The organism is Nocardioides sp. CF8, from assembly GCF_000389985.1.
Lineage (GTDB): Bacteria > Actinomycetota > Actinomycetes > Propionibacteriales > Nocardioidaceae > Nocardioides > Nocardioides allogilvus.
Genome location: NZ_CM001852.1, coordinates 3,478,682 through 3,499,823 on the forward strand (window position 1 = coordinate 3,478,682; position 21,142 = coordinate 3,499,823).

Consider the following 21,142-nt stretch of genomic DNA (forward strand, 5'->3'; position numbering starts at 1 on the left):
CTTGAGCGTCCATATGGACGCTCAAGCCACCATCAGTCGCCCCGGACCAGCCGGACGGCCAGCAACAGGTCGATCAGCTCGTCGACGCGGCGGACGTCGCAGCCGGTGCGCTCGGCGATCCGCTCGAGGCGGTAGTAGACCGTGTTGGGGTGCACCATCAGCGTCAACGCGGCCTCCTTCGCGTTGAGGTTGGCCGCGATGTAGGCCTTCAGCGTCGCCACGAAGACGCCGTTGGACTCCAGGTCCTCGGCCAGGAAGGCCCGGATGGCCGGCTTCACCAGCCGGGCACCGTCCTCGCCCTGGGACTGCACCAGGAAGTCCAGGGTCGACATCTGCTCGATCATCCGCAGCCCCGGCGACCCGGACAGGGACCTGCGGGCGTGGGTCGCCTCGTCGTAGGCCGCGGGCACCGAGAGCCAGCCGGAGTGGATGCCGCTGACCCCGACGCTCGGCCACACGTCGCGAGCCGCCATCGTCGACAGCGCCTTGCGGACCGCGGCGATCACCCGGTCGGTCGAGCCCTCGGCCACCGGCAGCACTGCCACCACGCCGTCCTGGCGAGCGACCACGAGCCCCGGCGACGCGGCGGCGAGGCAGCCCCGCACCGGTCCGACATCGGCGCCCTGGTCACCGAGGCAGGCCACCACCACGACCAGGTCGGCGTCCTCCTCGAGCCCGGACGCCACCAGCGACGCCCGCCGGGGCGCGACCACGGGCGGTCGCCCCGCGAGCAGGTCCTTCAACACCCGCCCCAAGCAGATCTGGGTCGGCGTCATCATCCTGGTCGCGCTGCTGATCCCCTTCGGCGTCTCCGACCCGACGCTGCAGACGCTCGCCATGGCGTTCGCCTTCGGCATCGGGGCGCTCGGGCTCAACATCGTCACCGGCCTGGCCGGCCAGGTGTCGCTGGGGCACGCGTTCTTCCTCGGCGTCGGCGCCTACACGGCCTCCGCGATCTCGGGTGACCCGGAGGGACGCACCATCGGCTTCGGGATCACCTCGATGCTGGTCTGGCTGCCCGCTGCGGGCATCGCGGCCGCCATCGCCGGTGTCGTGGTCGCACCGCTGGCCACCCGGCTGCGCGGGCTCTACCTCGCGATCGTGACCCTCGGCCTCGTCTTCATCGGGGAGCACATCTTCCGCGAGTGGAGCGACCTCACCGGCGGAGCCGGCGTCGGCCGCGAGGCCGCCACCCCCGAGCTCTTCGGCTATCACTTCAACGAGGACACCTCGCTGTTCACCGAGGAGCAGAACCTCTACCTGCTGCTCTTCGTCCTGCTGCTGGTCTTCGCGCTCGCTGCCCGCAACATCGCCCGGTCCAAGATCGGCCGCTCCTTCATGGCCGTCCGCGACCGCGACATGGCGGCCGAGATGATGGCGATCAACCTGCCCCGCACCAAGACGCTCGCGTTCGCGATCTCGTCGTTCTATGCCGGGTGCAGCGGCGCGCTGATCTTCATGATCACCGGCTTCTTCGACCCGGCGTCGTTCAACCTGCTGCTGTCGGTGCAGTTCATCGCGATGGTCCTCATCGGCGGCGCCGGGACGGTGAGCGGCGCGCTGATGGGTGCGCTGTTCATCTCGATGCTGCCGACGCTGACCCGCGAGCTGCCCAACTACCTGCCGTTCATCAGCAGCCAGGTCACCGACACCCCCAACATCTTCCAGTTGCAGTCCATCCTCTACGGCCTCCTGATCGTCGGCTTCCTGCTGTTCGAACCACGCGGCCTCTTCGGGATCTGGATCCGCATCCGCAACTACTGGAAGGGCTGGCCGTTCAGCTACTGAGGTCCGGTCAGGTCACAAACCCATCACCACCCCCCAACAAGGAGGCGCCCGATGAAGGTGCACAAGTCAGGAGTAGTGCTGCTTGCGGCACTTGCATTGCTCGCCACGGGCTGCCGTGGCGGAGGCGCGGAGGAAGGCGACGGCGCGATCAGCGCGCCCGGTGTGTCGAGTGAAGCGTGTCCCGACGCGGTGAACGCCGACAACGGCTGCATCTACCTCGGCTCGATCTCCGACCTCACGGCCGGCCCGTTCGCCCCGTTGGGGGTGCCGATCACCGAGTCGCAGAAGGCGTTCTGGCAGCGCGTCAACGAGGACGGCGGCATCGGTGGCTACGACATCGACGTCACCAAGTACGTCAAGGACAACCTCTACAGCCCCGAGACCCACAAGCAGGTCTACGGCGAGATCGAGGGCGACGTCCTCGGGCTCGCGCAGACCCTCGGCTCTCCGACCACCCTGGCGATCCTGGGCGACCTGGAGAACGAGTCGGTCGTCGGCGCACCCGCGTCGTGGACGTCGTTGTGGGAGTTCGAGGACAACATCCTCGAGTCCGGCACGAACTACTGCTTCGAGGCGATGAACAACGTCGACTACATGGTGGAGCAGAAGGACATCAAGAGCGTCATGTCCGTCGGCTTCCCCGGCGACTTCGGTGGCGACGGTGCCGCCGGCGCGAAGATCGCGGCCGAGGCCAACGGCCTGGAGTACACCAACGTCGAGACCGGTCCCGGCCAGGAGGCGCAGTCCGGCGCCATCAGCGCCATCGTCAAGGGCAAGCCCGACCTGGTGATCATCGGCACCGGCCCGACCGAGACGGCCGTCATCGTCGGCCAGGCCGCCGCCCAAGGCTTCACCGGCCAGTTCATCGGCCTCGGCCCGACGTGGAACCCCGCCCTGCTCGAGTCGGCCGCGGCGCCCGCGCTCGAGGCGCTCTACCTGCAGTCCGGTTACTGGGGCTCCTTCGGCACCGAGACCGACGGTCACGCTGCCATGCGCGAGGCGCTGGGTGACGGCGTGTCCCCCAACGACGGCTATACCTCCGGCTGGGCCTGGTCCTACCCGATGAAGGCCGCGCTGGAGGCGTGGCTGGAGAGCGACTACGACAAGAGCCGTGAGGGTCTGCTCGAGGCCGTCAGCGAGCTGGAGACGGTCGACTACGAAGGCATGCTGCCCGAGGAGGCCGGCAACTTCGTCGGCGAGCCCAACGACACGGTCTTCCGCCAGAGCGTGATCAGCAAGGTGGACAAGAAGGCGCCCGCGGGCATCTCCATCGTCCAGGACTTCTTCGCTGGTCCGACCGCCGAGGCGCACGAGTTCACGGGGTCCTGCTTCGAGGGCTGAGCATCGCCGTACGACCGAAGAACAGGCAGGGCTCGCGTCGATGACGCGGGCCCTGTCTCTTGCGTGCGTGAGCCCTCCGAATCCACCCCTAGCGGTGTGGACACCTGTTCGACTATCGGGCAACGTAAGAGGTCGCTTCAAGGTGAAGCGGACAAAGGAGGCAACACCATGGTCGTACTTGGCCTGATTCTTCTGATCGTCGGTCTCGTCGCAAAGATCTCGATTCTCACCACGATCGGCGCGATCTTGCTCGTCGTCGGCCTGATCCTCAACTTCGTGCCGATCGGCGGCACCAGCCGCCGGGTCTTCTAGGCGCCGACCTCCGGACGTCGGGCAGGTCGTGTGCCTGCCCGAACTTCTGACGCCGCCCCTCGCCCTCCCCGAGCGGTGATCCAGCCAGGTCCTCTCACCCGACGACGTGGCCTTGGCACCGTTCCCCCCGGAGGACGCGGGGCGGACCAGAGCATGACGACGGCCCCCGCGAGCTCTCGCGGGGGCCGTCGTCATGCCGGGGCAAGCTCACGTCTCGACCGGCACGGAGCGCGAACAGGGCCAGGTCGAACAGCCCTCAGGGCCGGGCGTCGACTACTCGGTCCCGCGGGATCCGAACTTCTCGTCGATCCAGAGCTTCGCCGAGCCCATGAACCCGGCGACGTCGTGGACCAGGCGCCCGAGCGTGTCCTGGGTCCGGGCGAAGGACACCGAATAGCTCTGCGCCGCGGCCTGGGCGGCGTCGCTGACCTTCGCGTCGGCGTCGTCCTCCCGGCGCGCGTAGGTGCCGTGCAGGATCGCGGTGTAGTCGCCGGACTCGGTCCAGCGGCGCAGCTCGCTCGCCCGGACCACATTGAACGGGTGCGACTGACCTTCGACCAGGAACAGCTTGAGCACCGAGTCACGCAGGTCCTCGGTCTCCTCGTACTCCGAGGCCTGCGCGAAGAACGACGTGATGTCGAGGTCGTCGAGGTGCCCACCGCTGGCGAGCTTCATGTGGACGCGGGTGGCGACGGCCGGGTCCTGGGTGGCCAGCAGGCCCGCGCGGTCGGCGGACAGCTCGGACTTGCGCGACCACTCCATGAGCGCGGCGATGATCGCTCGCAGCCCGAGCGCACCGCCGGGGAGTGCGTAGAAGATGCCGCTCATCCCCATCAACCGCAGCAGCAGCGTCCGGTAGACGTTGTGACCGCTCAGTGCGTGGCCGAGCTCGTGGCCGATCACGAAGCGCAGCTCCTCGTCGTCCAGCAGGTCGATCAGGCCGGAGTTGAGGACGATGACGGGCTTGTTCATGCCGATGGTCTCGGCCTGGAAGCCGGGATTGGCCCGGACGTAGAGCTCGGGCAGCTCGACCGCGTCGAGGGTCGCGCCCACGTCGGCGAGCAGCTGGTTGAGCCGCGGGAACTGGCGCTCGTCGACGCGCACGGCCGAGCCGAGCAGCAGCAGACGCCACTGCCGCTCGTTGATGAGTCCGGACAGCGTCTTGAGGACGGTGTCGAAGCCCTTGAGCTTGCGCAGCGCGACCAGGGCACCGCGATCCGCGGGGTGCTCCCAGGCCCGTGAGCTGACGCCGGCGAGCCGGACACGGGACTTGGTCACGTTCTTGGCCATGGCGGGATCCTTGCACGGCGATCCCTGCCCGGCAGGAGATCGAGGTGAACGGCTGGGGAACCGGATCGGGGCGTACGGCGCCGCCCCGCCGTCCTCGTTCCCCACCGCCCGTCGGGCTCAGCGAGTCGGGGTCACTCGTGCGGGTCCTGGACCGAGGGCCCCCGCTCGCGCAAGCCGTCGGCCGGAGCGGTGCTCGAGGTCCACAGCGAGCCGTCGGCCGCGGCGTCGACCACCGCCTGGGCGGCCACCGCCGTCTGCTGGGCGAGGTAGCCGTTGGACGCCGAGCCGATGCCGCCGCGCGCCTCGTAGAGCACCGACGCCGAGCCGAGCAGTCCGTATGCGTTGCGGGCGATGCCCGGGAACTCGGTGCTCGGGTAGCGGGTGATGTTGGCGTACCCCTTGCCGTCCAGCGCCGTCACCATCTGCGACGCGGCCTGCTTCGACCTGACGACGGTCTCGGCGAACTCCTCCGAGATGCCGAGACGAGCCGCTTCGGCCTCCGCGTTGGGCCACATGATCGAGCCGGTGATCATCCGGCCGTCGTCGTCGACGTAGGTCCCCTGGTGGTGGAAGTCCACGACGACCTCGGGCTGCCGCTCGTCCCAGAGCAGGCGCATCGCGATGGCCTCCGGCACCGGGTTGTCGGCGTCCGGGCCCGGCGCGTAGGGGTGGTCGTAGGCGCTCGCGGAGTAGGAGTGGTAGCGGTTGATGTCGTAGCCGCGTCCGGCCGCGTAGAACTCGCAGAACGCCGGGCACGCGGTGTCGTAGTTCTGCCGCCACGGGGTGGTGCGGCCCGACAGGTCGGTCACCTCCGCGTCGAAGCCGTCGACGTTGACCCGCGGCACGATCGTCAGGGTCAGCGCGTCCCGGACCGCCTGGGCGTGCGCCGAGCCACCGCTGAGCGACTGGATCACCGACAACATGCCTTCGCTCACGACGTACTCGTCACCGTGCTGGTTGGCGATGAACATCACCGGGGTGGGGCCGTCACCGATCGTCACGACCGGGATCTCCCGTCCGGTGTTGGACGTCAGTGGGGCGGGCGCGAGGTCGAAGGCGCCCTGCGCCCGGCCCTCGATCGTCTGCAGGGTCTTCCACAGCTCGTCGTAGCCGTGGATCGCATTCGTGTTCTCCTGCCCGGGCCACGGCCCACCGGGAACGGTGTCCGGGTCGGCGCCGGCAGGAGCGGCGAGTGCGAGACCGAGGGGCAGGAGCGTCGCGCTGAGGACGGCGACGAGCGAACGGGCGATGGCCATGGTGGGTTCCCTCCGAGTAGGTGACCTCATCCATCCATGCACCGGCCCAGGAGGGTGTCAACGCCTCCCCGTGAGTAACCTCCGCGGCCTCAGCCAGTCCCGAGCAAGCTCGGGCCTAGCGGCCCTCGGACATCGGGATGCGTACGTCGCGCTCGGCCGCGACCTCGACGGCGCGCTCGTAGCCCGCGTCGACGTGCCGGATGACGCCCATGCCGGGATCGTTGGTCAGCACGCGCTCGATCTTCTGCGCGGCCAGGTCGGTGCCGTCGGCGACGCAGACCTGCCCGGCGTGGATGGAGCGACCCATGCCGACACCGCCGCCGTGGTGGATCGAGACCCACGAGGCACCGGAGGCGGTGTTGACCAGCGCGTTGAGCAGCGCCCAGTCGGCGATGGCGTCGGAGCCGTCCTTCATCGCCTCGGTCTCGCGGTACGGCGATGCGACGGACCCGCAGTCGAGGTGGTCCCGACCGATGACGACCGGGGCCTTGAGCTCGCCCGAGGCCACCATCTCGTTGAACTTCAACCCGGCGAGGTGGCGCTCTCCCTGGCCCAGCCAGCAGATGCGGGCGGGCAGGCCCTGGAAGGCGACGCGCTCCCCGGCCATCTTGATCCACTTGTGCAGGCGCTCGTTGTCGGGGAAGAGCTCGAGGATCGCCTTGTCGGTCGCGGCGATGTCGGCCGGGTCGCCGGAGAGCGCGGCCCAGCGGAACGGGCCCTTGCCCTCGCAGAAGAGGGGCCGGATGTAGGCCGGCACGAAGCCGGGGAAGTCGAAGGCGCGGTCGAAGCCGCCCTTGCGGGCCTCGTCGCGGATCGAGTTGCCGTAGTCGAAGACCTCGGCGCCGGCGTCCATGAAGCCGACCATCGCGCGGACGTGGGCGGCCATCGAGTCCTGTGCGGCCTTGGTGAAGCCGACCGGGTCGGCCTCGCGCTGGGCCTGCCACTCCTCGAACGGCACCCCGACGGGGAGGTAGAACAGCGGGTCGTGCGCCGACGTCTGGTCGGTGACGATGTCGATCGGCGCGCCCTGCTCGAGCAGCGCCGGCACCATCTCGGCGGCGTTGCCGAGCACGCCGATGGACAGCGCCTTCTTCGCGTCGCGGGCCTCGGTCGCGAGCTGCACGGCGTGCTCGAGCGAGTCGGCCTGGACGTCGAGGTAGCGGTGCTCGATCCGGCGCTCGATGCGCGACTGGTCGCACTCGATGCAGATCGCGACGCCGTCGTTCATGGTGACGGCGAGCGGCTGGGCGCCGCCCATGCCGCCGAGGCCGGCGGTCAGGGTGATCGTCCCGGCGAGCGTGCCGTCGAAGCGGAGGTCGGCGATGGCGGCGAACGTCTCGAACGTCCCCTGCAGGATCCCCTGGGTGCCGATGTAGATCCACGAGCCCGCGGTCATCTGGCCGTACATCGTCAGCCCGAGGTCCTCGAGGCGGCGGAACTCCTCCCAGTTGGCCCAGTCGCCGACGAGGTTGGAGTTGGCGATCAGCACGCGCGGCGCCCACTCGTGGGTGCGCATGACACCGACCGGCTTGCCGGACTGCACGAGCATCGTCTCGTCGTCCTCGAGGTCGCGCAGCGTGCGCACGAGCGCGTCGTAGGCCTCCCAGCTGCGCGCGGCCTTGCCGGTGCCGCCGTAGACGACGAGGTCCTCGGGCCGCTCGGCGTTGGCCGGGTCGAGGTTGTTCATCAGCATCCGCAGCGGGGCCTCGGTCTGCCACGACTTCGCGGTCAGCTCGGTGCCGGTGGCGGCGTGGATGGGCAGGCGGGGGTTGGTGGAGTCGTTCATGCGAGTTCTCCGATCACTGACTGGGCAGCGGCGAGCACCGCGCCGGAGGCGACGAGCGAGACGGCTGCCTCGATCTCGGGTGAGAGGTGGCGGTCGGGCCCTGGGCCCTGGATGCCGGCGGCGCGGAGCGCCCCGACGACTGCGGCGGTGGCCGGCGACGGCACCAGGGGCGCACGCATGTCGAGCGCGCGGGCCGCGGTGAGCACCTCGATGGCGACGACGCGGGTGAGCCCGTCGACGGAGCGGCGCAGCTTGCGCGCTGCCGACCAGCCCATCGAGACGTGGTCCTCCTGCATGGCGCTGGAGGGGATCGAGTCGACCGAGGCGGGGACGGCGAGCCGCTTGAGCTCGGAGACGATCGCGGCCTGGGTGTACTGCGCGATCATGTGGCCCGAGTCGACGCCCGGGTCGTCGGCGAGGAAGGCGTTGAGCCCGTGGCTGCGGGTCTTGTCGAGGAAGCGGTCCGTGCGCCGCTCGCTGATCGAGGCCACGTCGGCGGCGACGATCGCCAGGAAGTCGAGGACGTAGGCCACCGGCGCACCGTGAAAGTTGCCGTTGGACTCGACGCGGCCCTCCTCGGACAGCACGACCGGGTTGTCGACGGCCGAGGACAGCTCGCGGCCGGCCACCGCAGCGGCGTACTCCACCGTGTCGCGCGCAGCGCCGTGGACCTGCGGCGAGCAGCGCAGGGAGTAGGCGTCCTGCACGCGGTTGCAGTCTCCGGTCCGGTGCGAGGCGACGATCCCGGAGTCAGCCATCAGCGCCACCAGGTTGGCGGCGGACAGGGCCTGGCCGGGGTGCGGCCGGATCGCCTGGAGCTCGGGGGCGAAGACGCGGTCGGTGCCGAGCTGCCCCTCGACGCTCATGGCGGCCGCGACGTCGGCGGTCCTGAGCAGCATCCGCAGGTCCTCGATGGCCATGACGAGCATGCCCAGCATGCCGTCGGTGCCGTTGATGAGCGCGAGCCCTTCCTTGGCGGCCAGCTCGACCGGCGTCAGTCCGGCCGCGGCCAGCGCCTCGGCGGCCGGCATCAGGGTCCCGGCCGCGTCGCGGACCTCACCCTCGCCCATCAGGGCGAGCGCACAGTGGGACAGCGGGGCGAGGTCGCCCGAGCAGCCCAGCGAGCCGTACTCGCGCACCACCGGGGTGATGCCGTGGGTGAGGAGGTCGGCGAGGAGCTGGGCCGTCTCGCGGCGTACGCCGGTGTGCCCCGTCGCCAGCGTCGAGAGCCGCAGCAGCATCAGCCCGCGCGTCACCTCGCGCTCGACCTCGGGACCGGAGCCGGCGGCGTGCGAGCGGACCAGCGACTTCTGCAGCTGGGCGCGCATCTCGGTCGGGATGTGGCGGGTGGCCAGCGCCCCGAACCCGGTGGAGATGCCGTAGGCCGGGGTCGCGGCCGACGCCAGCTCGTCGACGACGGCGCGGGCCCGGTCGATGGCCGCGAGCGCGTCCTCGCCGATGGAGACGGGGGCGCCGTCGCGCGTGACTGCGACGACGTCGGCGAAGGAGACAGGACCGGTGCCGACGGTGACCGTGGTGGGGGACATGACGTCATCCAACTCCCGCAGCCACGCGCGCACCACCCATGGTGACCGGCGACCCGTCTCAGATCCGAGACATACTCGGCCGGGGACGCCGGGCCCCGCCCTGAGGAGGTGGTCGGGCGTCGGCGCGTGTGCCTACGGTGCAAGGAGACGCGACGCCGATCAGGCGGTCGCGCAGAGAAGGGAGTCGATGATGACCACGTCCCAGATCATCTGGATCGTCGTGATCGCGGTGGCCGCACTGGTCCTGATCGGACTGGTCGTGGGTTCGATGCGCAAGAAGAGCCTGGCTGACAACCATGCGCGGGCGGATCAGCTGCGCCACAAGGCGGACGCCTCCGCCGCCGGCCTGCCCGACACCAGCGCCCGTGCCGAGCGCGCCGAGGCGGAGGCCGAGCACAAGCGCCTCGAGGCCCAGCGCGCTGAGGACCAGGCGGCTGCCGCGCGGATCGAGGCCGAGCAGGAACGGGCCCGCCACGAGGACCAGATCCGCGCCGCCGACCGGCTCGACCCGAAGGTCGACCACAAGTCCACTGACTACTCCCCCGAGGTGGCCGACCCCAGCGGCCCGCCCCGCCGGACGACCGACGGCGACATCGACGGGGACACCGACGGCGGCATCCACCGCGCCTGACCAGCGCCCGGGGGCTCATGTCCGGCAGGATGTCCGGACATGAGCCAGGTCCCCGCAGCCACCCGCGCCCTGCGAGTGCTGCGGTTCCTGGCCAGCCAGCCCGACCCCGTCGCCCTCGACCGCATCTCGCGGGCCTGCGACCTGCCGCGCAGCACGGCCTACCACCTCATCAACGCGATGATCGCCGAGGGCTTCGTGGTGCACCTCGAGGACGAGCGCCGCTACGGCCTGGGCCTCGCGGCCTTCGAGGTCGGCAGCGGCTTCGCCCGCCAGGAGCCGCTGCAGCGCATCGCGCGCCGGCCGCTCGCCGCCCTGGTCGACAGGACGGGGTACGGCGGACACCTGGCCGTCCTGCACGGGCGCGACGTGCTCTACGTCCTCGAGGAGCGCGCCCCCGGCCGCCCGCCGCTGGTGACCGACGTCGGCGTTCGCCTGCCGGCCCACCTGACGGCGAGCGGGCGCGCCATCTTGATGGCGCTGCCCAGCAACCAGGTGCGGGCGCTCTATCCCGACCGCAGTGCCTTCGTGGACCGCGTCGGCACCGGACCGACCTCGCTGGTCGCGCTGCGGACCGTGCTGAGCGAGGCCCGGCAACGCGGCCACGCGGTGGAGGACGGCGAGGTCACCGCGGGCCTGGCGAGCGTGGCCGCGCCCGTGCTCGACCACAACGCCCACCCGGTCGCCGCGGTCGCGCTCACCTTCCCGCACGGCACGGCGACTGACGCGGCAGCCGTCGGCGTACGCACCCTGGCCGCCGCGCTGTCGCGACGGCTCGGTGGCTGAGACGAGAACGGCCGACCGCTCACCCTCAGGAGGGAGCAGGCCGGCCGGGTCGGATGATCTCGCGATCCGACCGAGCTACGACTGGCTGAGCCAGACGTGGACCCCCCCGGATCCAGGTCGGATCGATCACGTCCGGGGTGTGTGCCGGACGCAGTTCCGAACATGCCCAGACTCCCAAGGAACAGCCCACAGGCCGGTCACCACGCGCCAACGGTGCGGTAACAACTTCCGGTGGGCAAGAACTTCGACGACAGGCGGTGTCGCCCAAGGCGCAATGGGTACCCCCTGAGTGCGACGTCGGCTGCCGCGGCATCCGACCTCGAAGGCCCCCGAGGTCCAAGACCCTGCCTCGGGGGCCGTCGCGACCGGCTCAGCCCGCTTGCAGGTCGCGCCACCGGTCGGGACCGGGCGGCTCGAGGTTGTCCCGCAGCTGACCGATGATCCTGGAGATCAGGCGCGAGACCTGGGTCTGGGTGATGCCGAGCTCCGCCCCGATCTGCTCCTGGGTCAGGTCCTTGATGAAGCGGAGGTAGAGGATGCGGCGATCACGGGGCGCCAGTCCCTTGCAGGCCTGCGCGACCATGGTCAACGCCTCCACCCGCTCCAGCCCGCGGTCCTCCTCCCCCAGGTGGTCCACCAGGCTGTAGCCGTCGCTCCCCGCGACCTGGCTGTCGAGGGAGGTGGGCGAGAAGCAGCCGTCGCACGCCAGCGCCTCGCTGACGTCATCCACGTCGCGACCGAGCTCCTCGGCGATCTCGCTCGCGTTCGGAGTGCGGCCGAGCCTCTGGGTGAGGGTCTGGATGGCCGGCCACATCTCGCCCTGGAGCTCCTGGATGCGACGCGGTGGGCGCACCGTCCAGGCAGAGTCGCGGAAGTAGCGCTTGATCTCGCCCGTGATGGACGGGACGGCATAGGACAAGAAGTCGTCCACCCGGCTCGGGTCGTAGCGGCGTACGGCCTTCGCCAGACCCAGGCAGGCGACCTGTTCGAGGTCCTCCAGCGACTCGCCCCTGTTGCCGAAGCGACGCGCGATGGAGAGCGCCACGGGGACGTTGAGCTGGATGGCCTCGTTGAGCAGTGACTGCCGTTCGCAGCCGTGGTGTTCCTGAGCGATGCGAAGCACCCGATTGGTGCGCTCCATGCGGGCAAGACGGCCCGACTCAGGGTTTGCAGGAGTAGTGACAAGTGCGCTGTGAGCCATGACGATCCTCGAAGAGTCTCGACGGCGTGGCAGGGGTTTGGGCCACAACTGCAGCACTATCAACCTGCCCTGTTCGGGAAGATTTTGCAACCCGGAGGCGAGCCGATCCTCGACGTACGGCGCCGCGCAGCCGCGTCACCGGCGTCGGCGCAGCGACCGGGTGGCCGGCCCCTCCAGGACGGCCCCGTCGGAGGCGAAGCGCGACCCGTGCAAGGGGCAGTCCCACGTCCCCTCCGCGTCGTTCCAGTGCAGGCAGCCACCCAGGTGCGTGCACACCGGGACCACCTCGTCGGAGGCGGCCAGCTTGCCCGGAAGCGACGGGAGCGACCGGATCGCGGCCTCGACCACGCCGGCGTTGAAGCCGGCCAGCCTGGCCGCTCCGCGGGGTCCCGTGATTCGGTGGTGCAGGGGGGTGGCCCAGCTCGGCGGAGCGCCGAGGATCTCGCCGGAGATGGTGCGCGCCGCCGCCACGGCGTTGGTCATGCCCCACTTGTCGAAGCCGGTGGCCACGAACACGTGGCCGCGCCCACGCGGCATCGTGCCCACCTGCGGGATGCCGTCGTGCGAGGCGTAGTCCTGGGCCGACCAGCGGTGGGTCTCGCGTGCGCCCGGGAAGTGCTCGGCGGTCCAGTCGCGCAGGGCCTCGACGTGCTCCTGCTCCGAGCGGGTGCGGCCGACGACGTGACCGTGACCGCCGACGACCAGGTGGGACCCGTGACGGGTCACGGCCTCGCGGATCGAGACGGACGGCTGGCCCGCGGAGAGGAACATCGACTCGGGCGGCGTCACCGAGTCGAAGGCCAGCGCGTAGGAGCGGTTGGGCTCGAGCTTGGCGAAGTAGAGCCCTCGATCGAGGATCGGGGTGCCGGTCGCGAGCACGATGTTGGCTGCCCGCAGTCGCATCCCGTCGGACAGGGTCACCTCCGGTGCGCCCAGCTTCGAGACGCCGACGACCCGGCGCCCTTCGTGCAGCGAGCCGCCGTGCTCGCGCAGCTCGGCGACCAGCGCCTCGATGACGTCCATCGGATCGAACTGCGCCTGGTCGGCCAGGACCGTCGCACCCACCAGCGGGAACGGCACGTCGAGCCGGTCGACCCACCGCACCGGCAGTCCCAGACGCGTCGCGGCCTCGTGCTCCGCGCGCACAGCCGGCAGCTCGTCGCCTGCCTGGGCGAAGGTGACGGCGTCGCGGAGCTGGTGGTCGACGCCGTGGTCGTCGCAGAAGCGCAGCAGCCATCCCTGGCCCTCACGGTTCGCCTCGACGTACGCCGCGGTGACCGCCCCGGAGCTGGTGCGCGACAGCCTGGAGAGCTTGGTCCCCTGCAGCAGCGAGACCTTGGCCGTCGTGTTCCCGGTGGTGACCGCGCCGGCGTGCCGGGCCTCGATCACCCCCACGTGCCGCCCGGCGCGCGCCAGCAGCAGGGCCACGACGAGACCGGTCAGTCCGGCACCGACCACGATGTCGTCGAAGGCGCCGTCCTCCGGCATCGGGTCGGAGGCCGGGCCCGGCCGTGGCCGGTCGAGCCAGAGCGATCCGTGGTCGGCGGGGGTTGCGGGCATCGGGCGCCTCCTGGTCGGGATGTCTGGTCCCGATCCGGTACCCCGTGGACCCGCGACCATTCGTCGCGCGACGGGCGTGCGCCGGCGGTCAGTCAGTCCGCCGAGATGTCGTGCAGCAGCGCATCGACCGATGTCTTCGCATCGGTGTCGACGACTTCTCCGTCGCGCACGGTCGTGACCAGCCGCTGGGCGAGGTCGCGGACCTTGACGTTGCGGTTGCGCGACCACCAGCGCAGCATCGCGAACGCGGCGCGGTCATCGAGGCCGTAGACCAGCATCAGGATGCCCTTGGCCTGCTCGATCACGGCACGGTGCTCGAGCGTCTCCTCGATCGCGGAGCGCACGGCGTCCTCCGCGTCCTCGGTGAAGTCGCGGGTCAGGTCGAGGTAGTAGCCCTGGACCGTGCCCAGGCCGTTCTCGACCATGCTCTCGCCGGCCAGCACGACCCGGCGCTCGAGGCCGTCCGCGCACATCAGGCGGTAGGAGACGCTGAAGGCCATGCTGTCCTGGCTGGCGCGCTTGAGCACGTCGCGGACGCGCTCGCGGTCCTCGGGGTGCTTGCTGGCGAGGAAGAGCTCCGTCGTCGCTGCCCGGGAGCCGGGTTCGAGCCCGTGGATGAGGAAGACCTCGTCATCCCACTCCCACGTGTCCGTTGCAACATCGTAGGAGAATCGGCCTGTTCGGGACACACTGCCCGAGGCCTCGGCACCTGCAGGTGCGAGAGCCATGCTCACCACTTTCCGACCGCGGAGCGGGTCGCATGAAGTACGTGCAACGGCTGTCTGTTCAACCGGTGATGAGTCTATAGCGTTGCGACCCGGGGCACACACGTCTTGCCCACTCCATATCTCCGCGAATGTCGAGTCGTTACCCGGGTGAAGCCCCCAGGAGGAAATGCCGTGGAACCCGACCGGTCCCGATCGACTCGCCGTCTCGGCGCTGCCGCCCTGACCTCGCTCGCGCTGCTCGCGGCCGCGCTCGCCCTGCCAGCGGAGACGCTGACGCGGACCGGCAGCCCGCAGGCGACATTCGACGCGACCCGACCGGCCGGCCTGACGGGCGACGGACCGCTCGACGAGCACGACCACAGCCACGGCGACCCCGCCACCAAGAACGCCCTCTCCCGTGGCGGCGAGGTGTCGGCAGCCACCCAGGACCCGACCTCCGCCCGCCAGGCGCGGGAGGCGGCCGCCCACGTCGCCAGCCAGCGCCGGCTCCGCGACCCGAGGCTGACGACGGTGCGGGCGACTCGCAAGCGCACCGCTGTCCCCGCCGACCGGTTCGCGATGGCCGGTGGTTGCTACACCCTCACTCGCGCAGGCGAGCCGCTCCGCTTCCGTGCCACGACCCTCGGCACCTACCTCCTCATCGACCGCGACCAGCGATTCCTCGCCGCCGACGGCACCCGCGCGGCAGCACCCTCGCCCGCCACCGAGTGGGCCGCGCGCGGACGCGACGGACGCATGCGGTTCAACAACGCCGGCACCCCGCTGACGCTCGCCGGGAAGGTCGTCTTCTCGCTCCGCAGGGCGACCGGCTGCGCGGCGTACGCCGAGGCGCAGGTCAACGTCAGCGGCCGCCCGCACTCCGGCATCACGCCCTTCCAGGAGGTGCGGGGCTACGTCGACGCGCACACCCACGGCATGGCGTTCGAGTTCCTCGGCGGATCGGTGCACTGCGGCAAGCCGTGGGACGCCTACGGCCCGGAGCACGCCCTCGTCGACTGCCCCGACCACAGCGCGACGGGCGGTCACGGCGCGCTGCTCGAGACGGCGCTCGGCGGCAAGCCCGGGCACGACCCGGTCGGCTGGCCGACCTTCAAGGACTGGCCGGCGCCCGAGTCACTGACCCACGAGGGCACCTACTACAAGTGGCTCGAGCGATCCTGGCGCGGCGGCCAGCGGATCTTCGTCAACCTGCTCGTCGAGAACAACAAGCTCTGCGAGCTCTATCCGCTCAAGCGCAACTCGTGCGACGACATGGACTCGCTGCGGCTCCAGGCCCAGCGGATGTACGAGCTTCAGGACTACATCGACGCCCAGAACGGTGGCCCGGGACAGGGCTGGTACCGAATCGTCCGCTCGCCGTGGCAGGCCCGCCGGGTGATCAACGCCGGCAAGCTGGCGGTGGTGATGGGGATCGAGACGAGCGTGCCCTTCGGCTGCACGTTCAAGAAGCTCCCGGCCGGTGACGTCGACCAGTGCGACCCGGCCGGCATCGACCGGCAGCTCGACGAGATGCACCGCCTCGGGGTGCGCCAGATGGAGCTGGTCAACAAGTTCGACAACGCCCTGTCCGGCATCGCGGGCGATCCGGGCGAGACGGGGGTCGTGGTCAACGCGGCCAACTTCCTCGAGACCGGCACCTTCTGGGACATGCGGCACTGCTCGCCCGCCGACGGCGAGAGCGCCGACCGCACGCAGCTGGCGGTGCCCGACATCAGCGCGGGCCAGCAGGACGCCCTGTTCGGCGCCATCGGCCAGGTGAGCGGGCTGCTCAACCTGGGCGCGGTCCCGCTCTACGGCACCCCCATGCACTGCAACGCCCGCGGCCTGACCGACCTCGGCGCGCACCTCGTCGACAGCCTCGCCGACCGGCACATGCTCATCGACCCCGACCACATGAGCGTCAAGGCCCGCAACAGCCTGCTCGACCGGCTCGAGGACCGCTCCTACTCCGGTGTCCTGTCGAGCCACTCCTGGTCCACGCCCGACGCCTATCCCCGGATCTATCGCCTCGGTGGCTACATCGCGCCGTACGCCGGAGACTCGACCGGCTTCGTCGCGAAGTGGCGACGTCACCTCGGCTGGGCCGACAAGCGCTTCTACTTCGGCTTCGGGTACGGCGCCGACATCAACGGCCTCGGCGCGCAGGGCAGCCCCCGGGGTGCCGCAGCGCCCGACCCCGTCACCTACCCGTTCCGTGGCCTGGGCGGGGTGCGCATCGACCGCCAGCGTGCCGGCCAGCGGGTCTTCGACATCAACCTCGACGGCGTCGCGCAGTACGGCGCCTACCCCGACTGGATCGAGGACGCCGCCCACGTGGCGGGCGCGGACGGCGCCGCGCTCAAGGACGACATGTGGCGCGGCGCGGAGGCCTATCTGCAGACGTGGGAGCGGGCCACGGGCGTCGCCCCCGACTCGTGCCGCAACCCGGGCAGCCGGCTGACCGTCCGCGCCTTCACCCGGCGAGCGCGTGTCGGGCTGTCCACCCGGGCGCTGATGAACCGCGTCGGCCAGCCCTACGAGCGCCTCGGCAGCCGCTACACCTACTGCGCGAGGACCGCCGGGAAGGCCAGGGCCGTGATGGCCGTGACCCTCTCCTCCCGCGGCCGCGTGATCGGCATCCGGCGCGCCAGCTGACAACCAGGTGCCCCCCAGTGACGTCTGATGAGCACAACAGTCATCACGGGGGGAACCATGCGCAACCAGTGGAGCATCATCGTCGCCGGCATCGTCGGCGCAGCAGGGCTCGTCGCCCCGATCGGGGTCGCAGCCGCCGACGCGGCCGCCGCCGGTCGACCAGCGCCGGCGGTCAAGAGCGTCACGCGGTCGTACGGCGAAAAGCCGGTGCGGCTCGCGAGCAAGCGCCAGCAGCTCGAGCTGAGCTTCACGGGACGCCGCGGCGACCGGGTCGACCTCATCGATCCCGACTACTTCCCGGGCACGATCTGCGGGCGGGTGACGCTGATCCGCGACGGCAAGAAGATCACCCGCCACACCCTCGAGCACTGGCGCCTGCCGCGGTCCGCGCGCTACACGTTCCGCTTCGCGCCGCGCACCAAGCCGTGCACCGAAGCACGCCGCCCCGGTCGCCTGCAGCTGACCAAGGTCGAGCTGGTGAAGCCGGCGACCGACCCGGTCTCGCTCCCCAGGAAGCGCGGCGTGGTCTACGCCGTGCAGGCTCGGGTGCCCAGCAGCGGCATGGTCAACGTCGCCACCTCGCCAGGCGACCCGGGCTTCGTCGCCCTGGTCTCGCGGGGCAGGATCGCCCACTTCGGGTTGGCCACCTCCGCCGGCCAGTCGGCGGGGCTGCCGCGTGTCACCGAGCGCTCGCAGCTCCTGCTGCGCCCCGACGCCGCTCCGCTCGGTTTCGTGCCGGAGACGATCAGGATCCCGAACTCGGAGCTTGCCCCCCTGACCGCCCACGCGGTCACCGATCCTCTGCACGCCGGCCAGCGCATCGCGCTGCTGCACCTCGGCGGCGCCTCGGTGGGCGCGTGGACTCCGACGCAGCACCACACGACGTACGACGGCGCCGCAGTGCCGGTGACCACGTCCGCCGCGGCGTTCGGCCAGCCCCAGGTCCTGACGTTCGAGGGCACGGCCGGTTCGTTCCTGCACGCCCAGGACGGGACGGGCAACCATGGCGCGAGCTATGCGTCCGCGCTCATCGGGCCTGACGGCTTCGAGCCTCCCTACCGCCCGAACGCCCCGATCCAGCTGACGAGGACCGGCACGCACTCCCTCGTCTTCCTGCCCTCCGTCCAGGCTGTCGGCACTCCGGCGGGCCTGCGGGCGGCGGGCGTGACGATGCTGCCGGCGATGCAGACGGACGGTCCGGCCACGAGGTTCACCGCTCCCGAGCCGGGTCGCCTGGTGATGGCGCCGACCACCCAGCTCGCCCACCTGACGATCGCGGCCACCCACCCGGGCGGACCGACCTTCGCGTACGGCGTCACGGCCCCCGAGCACCGCCCCGACTGCTCGCAGAGCACGGCGAACGGCTGCGGCGACACCAACTCGGTCGTGGTGTCGACTGCGGGAAGCCAGGGCGGCACCGCATTCGGCCCGGGCTGGGTCTATGTCGCGTTCACGAGGTCGCATACCGGTCCGATCGACCTCGCGATGGTGTCGAAGCTGCCGGTCACCGGCTGAGCCCTGGGGGCGCTCCTCGATGGAGCCGGCAAAGTTACCTGCCGGTAGGATCATCATCACTCGTGCGTTGGCTGACGGCCGAGGGCGCAGAGCCTAGGCTCGGCCCACCGTCCATGGTTGGCGGACGAGCTGAAATGCCCGGCACTCGAGGAGCGCTCCCCCATGCAGATCTTTGCCATTGTCGTCTCACTGGCCCTGACCGTCGCCGCCATGGCGCTGTTGGTGCCGGCCGTGCGCAAGATGCTCGGCGTCATCCGCAGCGGCCAACCGGCCCCGGGTCGCGCCGACAACCCGGTCGGTCGCGGCCTGACCATGCTGAAGGAGACGTTCCTCCACACCCGGATGCTGCAGTGGCACTGGATCGGCATCATGCACTGGTTCGTCTACATGGCGTTCCTGTTCCTCAGCACGGCTGTGCTGGCGGCCTACTTCCAGCTCTTCAAGGCCGACTTCGCGTGGCCGATCATCGGCCACTGGTACCCCTACGAGTGGTTCAGCGAGTTCATCGGGCTGATGAGCACGATCGGCATCCTGGTGCTGATCGTCTACCGCCAGATGCACCACCCCAAGCGCGAGGGCCGCAAGAGCCGCTTCTACGGGTCGACCATGTGGCAGGCCTACTTCGTCGAGTACCTCGCACTCCTCGAGGGCTCCGCGATCCTCTTCGTCCGCGGCGCCGAGTGGAAGCTCGACGAGCACGCCGGCCGCTCGCACTACCCGCTCTCCTCGTGGATCGGTGACGCGCTCTACCCGACCTCGGTGACCTCGCTGGAAAACCTGATCTACGCCATCGCCACGTTCAAGATCGCGCTCGCGATGATCTGGCTGATGGTGATCGCCCGCAACATCACCATGGGCGTCGCCTGGCACCGCTTCACCGCCTGGTTCAACATCTTCTTCAAGCGCGAGTCCGACGGCGGCACCGCGCTGGGCGCGATGAAGCCGCTGACGTCCGGCGGCAAGGCCATCACCCTCGACGACATCGACGACCTCGACGAGGACTCGATCCTGGGCGTCGGCTCGATCGAGGACTTCTCCTGGAAGGGCATCCTCGACTTCACGACCTGCACCGAGTGCGGTCGCTGCCAGTCGCAGTGCCCGGCCTGGAACACCGAGAAGCCGCTCTCGCCCAAGCTCCTGATCATGGCCCTGCGCGACCACGCCTACGAGAAGGCCGGCGAGAAGACGGCCGCCGCCAGCGGCACCAGCGACACGACCGACGGCCAGGTGGCCGTCGCCGAGAAGTCGCTGATCGGCTCGGGCATGGAGGACAACTGGTTCTACAACCCCGAGGGCGCCGACTACGTCATCGACGAGGACGTCCTGTGGTCCTGCACCTCGTGCGGCGCCTGCGTCCAGCAGTGCCCCGTGGACATCGAGCACGTCGATCACATCATGGACATGCGCCGCTACCAGGTGCTCGTCGAGTCCAACTTCCCCGCCGAGCTCAACGGCCTGTTCAAGGGCCTCGAGAACAAGGGCAACCCGTGGAACATGTCGTCCACGGCCCGCATGGACTGGGCCAAGGGCCTCGAGTTCGACGTGCCCGTGGTCGGCGAGGACCTCGAGTCGCTGGAGTCGGTCGACTGGCTGTTCTGGGTCGGCTGCGCCGGGGCCTACGAGGACCGCGCCAAGAAGACCACGCGCGCCGTCGCCGAGCTGCTCAACATGGCCGGTGTCACCTTCGGCGTGCTCGGCAACGGTGAGACCTGCACGGGCGACCCGGCCCGTCGTGCGGGCAACGAGTTCGTCTTCCAGGGCCTCGCGGCGCAGAACGTCGAGACCTTCAAGGAGTACAAGGTCAAGAAGGTCGTCTCGACCTGTGCCCACTGCTTCAACACCTTGAAGAACGAGTACAAGGACTTCGGCATCGAGCTCGAGGTCGTGCACCACACGCAGCTGCTCAACCGCCTCGTGCGCGAAGGCAAGCTGACCCCGATCAAGGAAGGTGCCGGCGCCGCGAAGCGCTCGATCACCTACCACGACCCGTGCTACCTCGGCCGTCACAACGACGTCTACACGCCGCCGCGCGAGCTGCTGGAGATCCTGCCGGGCGCGGAGTTCAAGGAGATGGAGCGCAACTCCGAGAAGTCCTTCTGCTGCGGCGCCGGTGGCGCGCGCATGTGGATGGAGGAGAACATCGGTGAGCGCATCAACCTCAACCGCACCAAGGAGGCCGTCGGCACCGGCGCCGACCAGATCGCCGTCGGCTGCCCGTTCTGTCGCGTCATGCTCGCGGACGGCCTGACTGCCGAGCAGGCAGGTGGCAACGCCCGCGAGGAGGTCGAGGTCCTCGACGTCGCGCAGATGCTGCTCGCGTCGGTCAAGGGCGAGTCCGCCACCCGTGCGCCCGCCGCTGCCCCGGCGGCTGCTGCCGCTGCTGGTGGTACGGCGACCGCGACCGCCACTGCTGACGTGGCCACCAAGGCCGAGCCCGAGGCCGGCGACGTCACCATCACCGAGGACACGGTCACCGACACTGCCGACGCCGGTCCCGCTGCCAAGGCGTCCGGGGGGTCGTCGCTCTTCGACACCCCGGCCTCCGAGGCTCCCGCAGCGCCCGCCTCCTCCGGTGGGTCGCTGTTCGACACCCCCGCTCCGGAGGCTCCCGCGGCACCCGCCTCCTCCGGTGGGTCGCTGTTCGACACCCCCGCCCCCGAGGCACCGGCCGCCCCGGCGGCGCCCGCCTCCTCCGAGGCACCCGCCTCGTCCGGCGGGTCGCTGTTCGACCTGACACCCGAGCCGACCAAGGCAGCCCCGGCAGCCCCGG

At 70.5% G+C, this 21,142-nt stretch carries 16 protein-coding genes; 8 read left to right on the forward strand and 8 right to left on the reverse strand.

The window, feature by feature from the left end; all coding sequences use genetic code 11:
• Nucleotides 1-32: 32 nt before the first annotated feature.
• Complete coding sequence (locus CF8_RS22085; protein WP_010834331.1) at nt 33-839, reverse strand: PucR family transcriptional regulator; 807 nt, start codon at nt 837-839, stop codon at nt 33-35.
• On the opposite strand from CF8_RS22085, the gene CF8_RS17000 reads away from it, so the two are divergent.
• The 3 genes from CF8_RS17000 (at nt 838) to CF8_RS22640 (ending at nt 3,441) form a co-directional block, all read left to right on the forward strand.
• A complete protein-coding gene (locus CF8_RS17000; RefSeq protein WP_010834332.1) occupies nt 838-1,788 on the forward strand; it encodes a branched-chain amino acid ABC transporter permease in 951 nt (316 codons plus the stop codon). The two genes, CF8_RS22085 and CF8_RS17000, sit on opposite strands and share 2 nt — an antisense overlap.
• Nucleotides 1,789-1,839: 51 nt before the next feature.
• On the forward strand, nt 1,840-3,129 hold the full coding sequence (locus tag CF8_RS17005; RefSeq protein WP_010834333.1) for an ABC transporter substrate-binding protein: 1,290 nt from the start codon (nt 1,840-1,842) through the stop codon (nt 3,127-3,129).
• A 63-nt stretch (nt 3,130-3,192) separates the two neighbouring features.
• Nucleotides 3,193-3,441, forward strand: a complete 249-nt coding sequence (locus CF8_RS22640; protein WP_198017065.1) for a hypothetical protein — start codon at nt 3,193-3,195, stop codon at nt 3,439-3,441.
• A gap of 273 nt (nt 3,442-3,714) precedes the next feature.
• Here the strand turns inward: CF8_RS22640 and CF8_RS17010 are convergent, their stop codons facing one another.
• The 4 genes from CF8_RS17010 to hutH form a co-directional block, all read right to left on the reverse strand.
• Entirely contained in the window at nt 3,715-4,731 is a 1,017-nt protein-coding gene (locus tag CF8_RS17010; protein ID WP_010834334.1) for a M48 family metallopeptidase, read from the reverse strand.
• A gap of 131 nt (nt 4,732-4,862) precedes the next feature.
• Nucleotides 4,863-5,987 (reverse strand): M14 family zinc carboxypeptidase, encoded by a 1,125-nt coding sequence (locus tag CF8_RS17015; RefSeq protein WP_010834335.1) that lies wholly within the window; start codon nt 5,985-5,987, stop codon nt 4,863-4,865.
• Between the two features lie 115 nt (nt 5,988-6,102).
• Nucleotides 6,103-7,773: a urocanate hydratase gene (gene hutU / locus CF8_RS17020; protein ID WP_010834336.1), complete on the reverse strand. Its 1,671-nt coding sequence runs from the start codon at nt 7,771-7,773 to the stop codon at nt 6,103-6,105.
• Entirely contained in the window at nt 7,770-9,320 is a 1,551-nt protein-coding gene (gene hutH, locus CF8_RS17025; RefSeq protein ID WP_036491318.1) for a histidine ammonia-lyase, read from the reverse strand. The genes hutU and hutH overlap by 4 nt, the downstream gene beginning before the upstream one ends.
• A gap of 187 nt (nt 9,321-9,507) precedes the next feature.
• Here hutH and CF8_RS17030 point away from each other — a divergent pair, with 187 nt between their 5' ends.
• Both CF8_RS17030 and CF8_RS17035 read left to right on the forward strand, forming a co-directional pair.
• Nucleotides 9,508-9,951: a hypothetical protein gene (locus CF8_RS17030; RefSeq protein WP_010834338.1), complete on the forward strand. Its 444-nt coding sequence runs from the start codon at nt 9,508-9,510 to the stop codon at nt 9,949-9,951.
• Nucleotides 9,952-9,990: 39 nt separating this feature from the next.
• Nucleotides 9,991-10,734, forward strand: a complete 744-nt coding sequence (locus CF8_RS17035; RefSeq protein ID WP_010834339.1) for an IclR family transcriptional regulator — start codon at nt 9,991-9,993, stop codon at nt 10,732-10,734.
• A gap of 370 nt (nt 10,735-11,104) precedes the next feature.
• Here CF8_RS17035 and CF8_RS17040 read toward each other — a convergent pair whose 3' ends face one another.
• The 3 genes from CF8_RS17040 to CF8_RS17050 form a co-directional block, all read right to left on the reverse strand.
• Nucleotides 11,105-11,875: a SigB/SigF/SigG family RNA polymerase sigma factor gene (locus CF8_RS17040; RefSeq protein WP_010834340.1), complete on the reverse strand. Its 771-nt coding sequence runs from the start codon at nt 11,873-11,875 to the stop codon at nt 11,105-11,107.
• 195 nt (nt 11,876-12,070) lie between these two features.
• On the reverse strand, nt 12,071-13,495 hold the full coding sequence (locus CF8_RS17045; RefSeq protein WP_036491322.1) for an FAD-dependent oxidoreductase: 1,425 nt from the start codon (nt 13,493-13,495) through the stop codon (nt 12,071-12,073).
• 92 nt (nt 13,496-13,587) lie between these two features.
• Nucleotides 13,588-14,223 (reverse strand): PAS and ANTAR domain-containing protein, encoded by a 636-nt coding sequence (locus tag CF8_RS17050; protein WP_010834342.1) that lies wholly within the window; start codon nt 14,221-14,223, stop codon nt 13,588-13,590.
• Nucleotides 14,224-14,394: 171 nt separating this feature from the next.
• Between CF8_RS17050 and CF8_RS17055 the strand changes: the two genes are divergently transcribed.
• The 3 genes from CF8_RS17055 to CF8_RS17065 form a co-directional block, all read left to right on the forward strand.
• Nucleotides 14,395-16,857 (forward strand): hypothetical protein, encoded by a 2,463-nt coding sequence (locus CF8_RS17055; RefSeq protein WP_010834343.1) that lies wholly within the window; start codon nt 14,395-14,397, stop codon nt 16,855-16,857.
• A gap of 27 nt (nt 16,858-16,884) precedes the next feature.
• Nucleotides 16,885-18,372, forward strand: coding sequence for a hypothetical protein (locus CF8_RS17060; RefSeq protein ID WP_156887259.1), 1,488 nt, complete (start codon nt 16,885-16,887; stop codon nt 18,370-18,372).
• Nucleotides 18,373-18,534: 162 nt separating this feature from the next.
• The coding region (locus tag CF8_RS17065; RefSeq protein ID WP_010834345.1) for a (Fe-S)-binding protein at nt 18,535-21,142 on the forward strand (2,608 nt) is incomplete at its 3' end.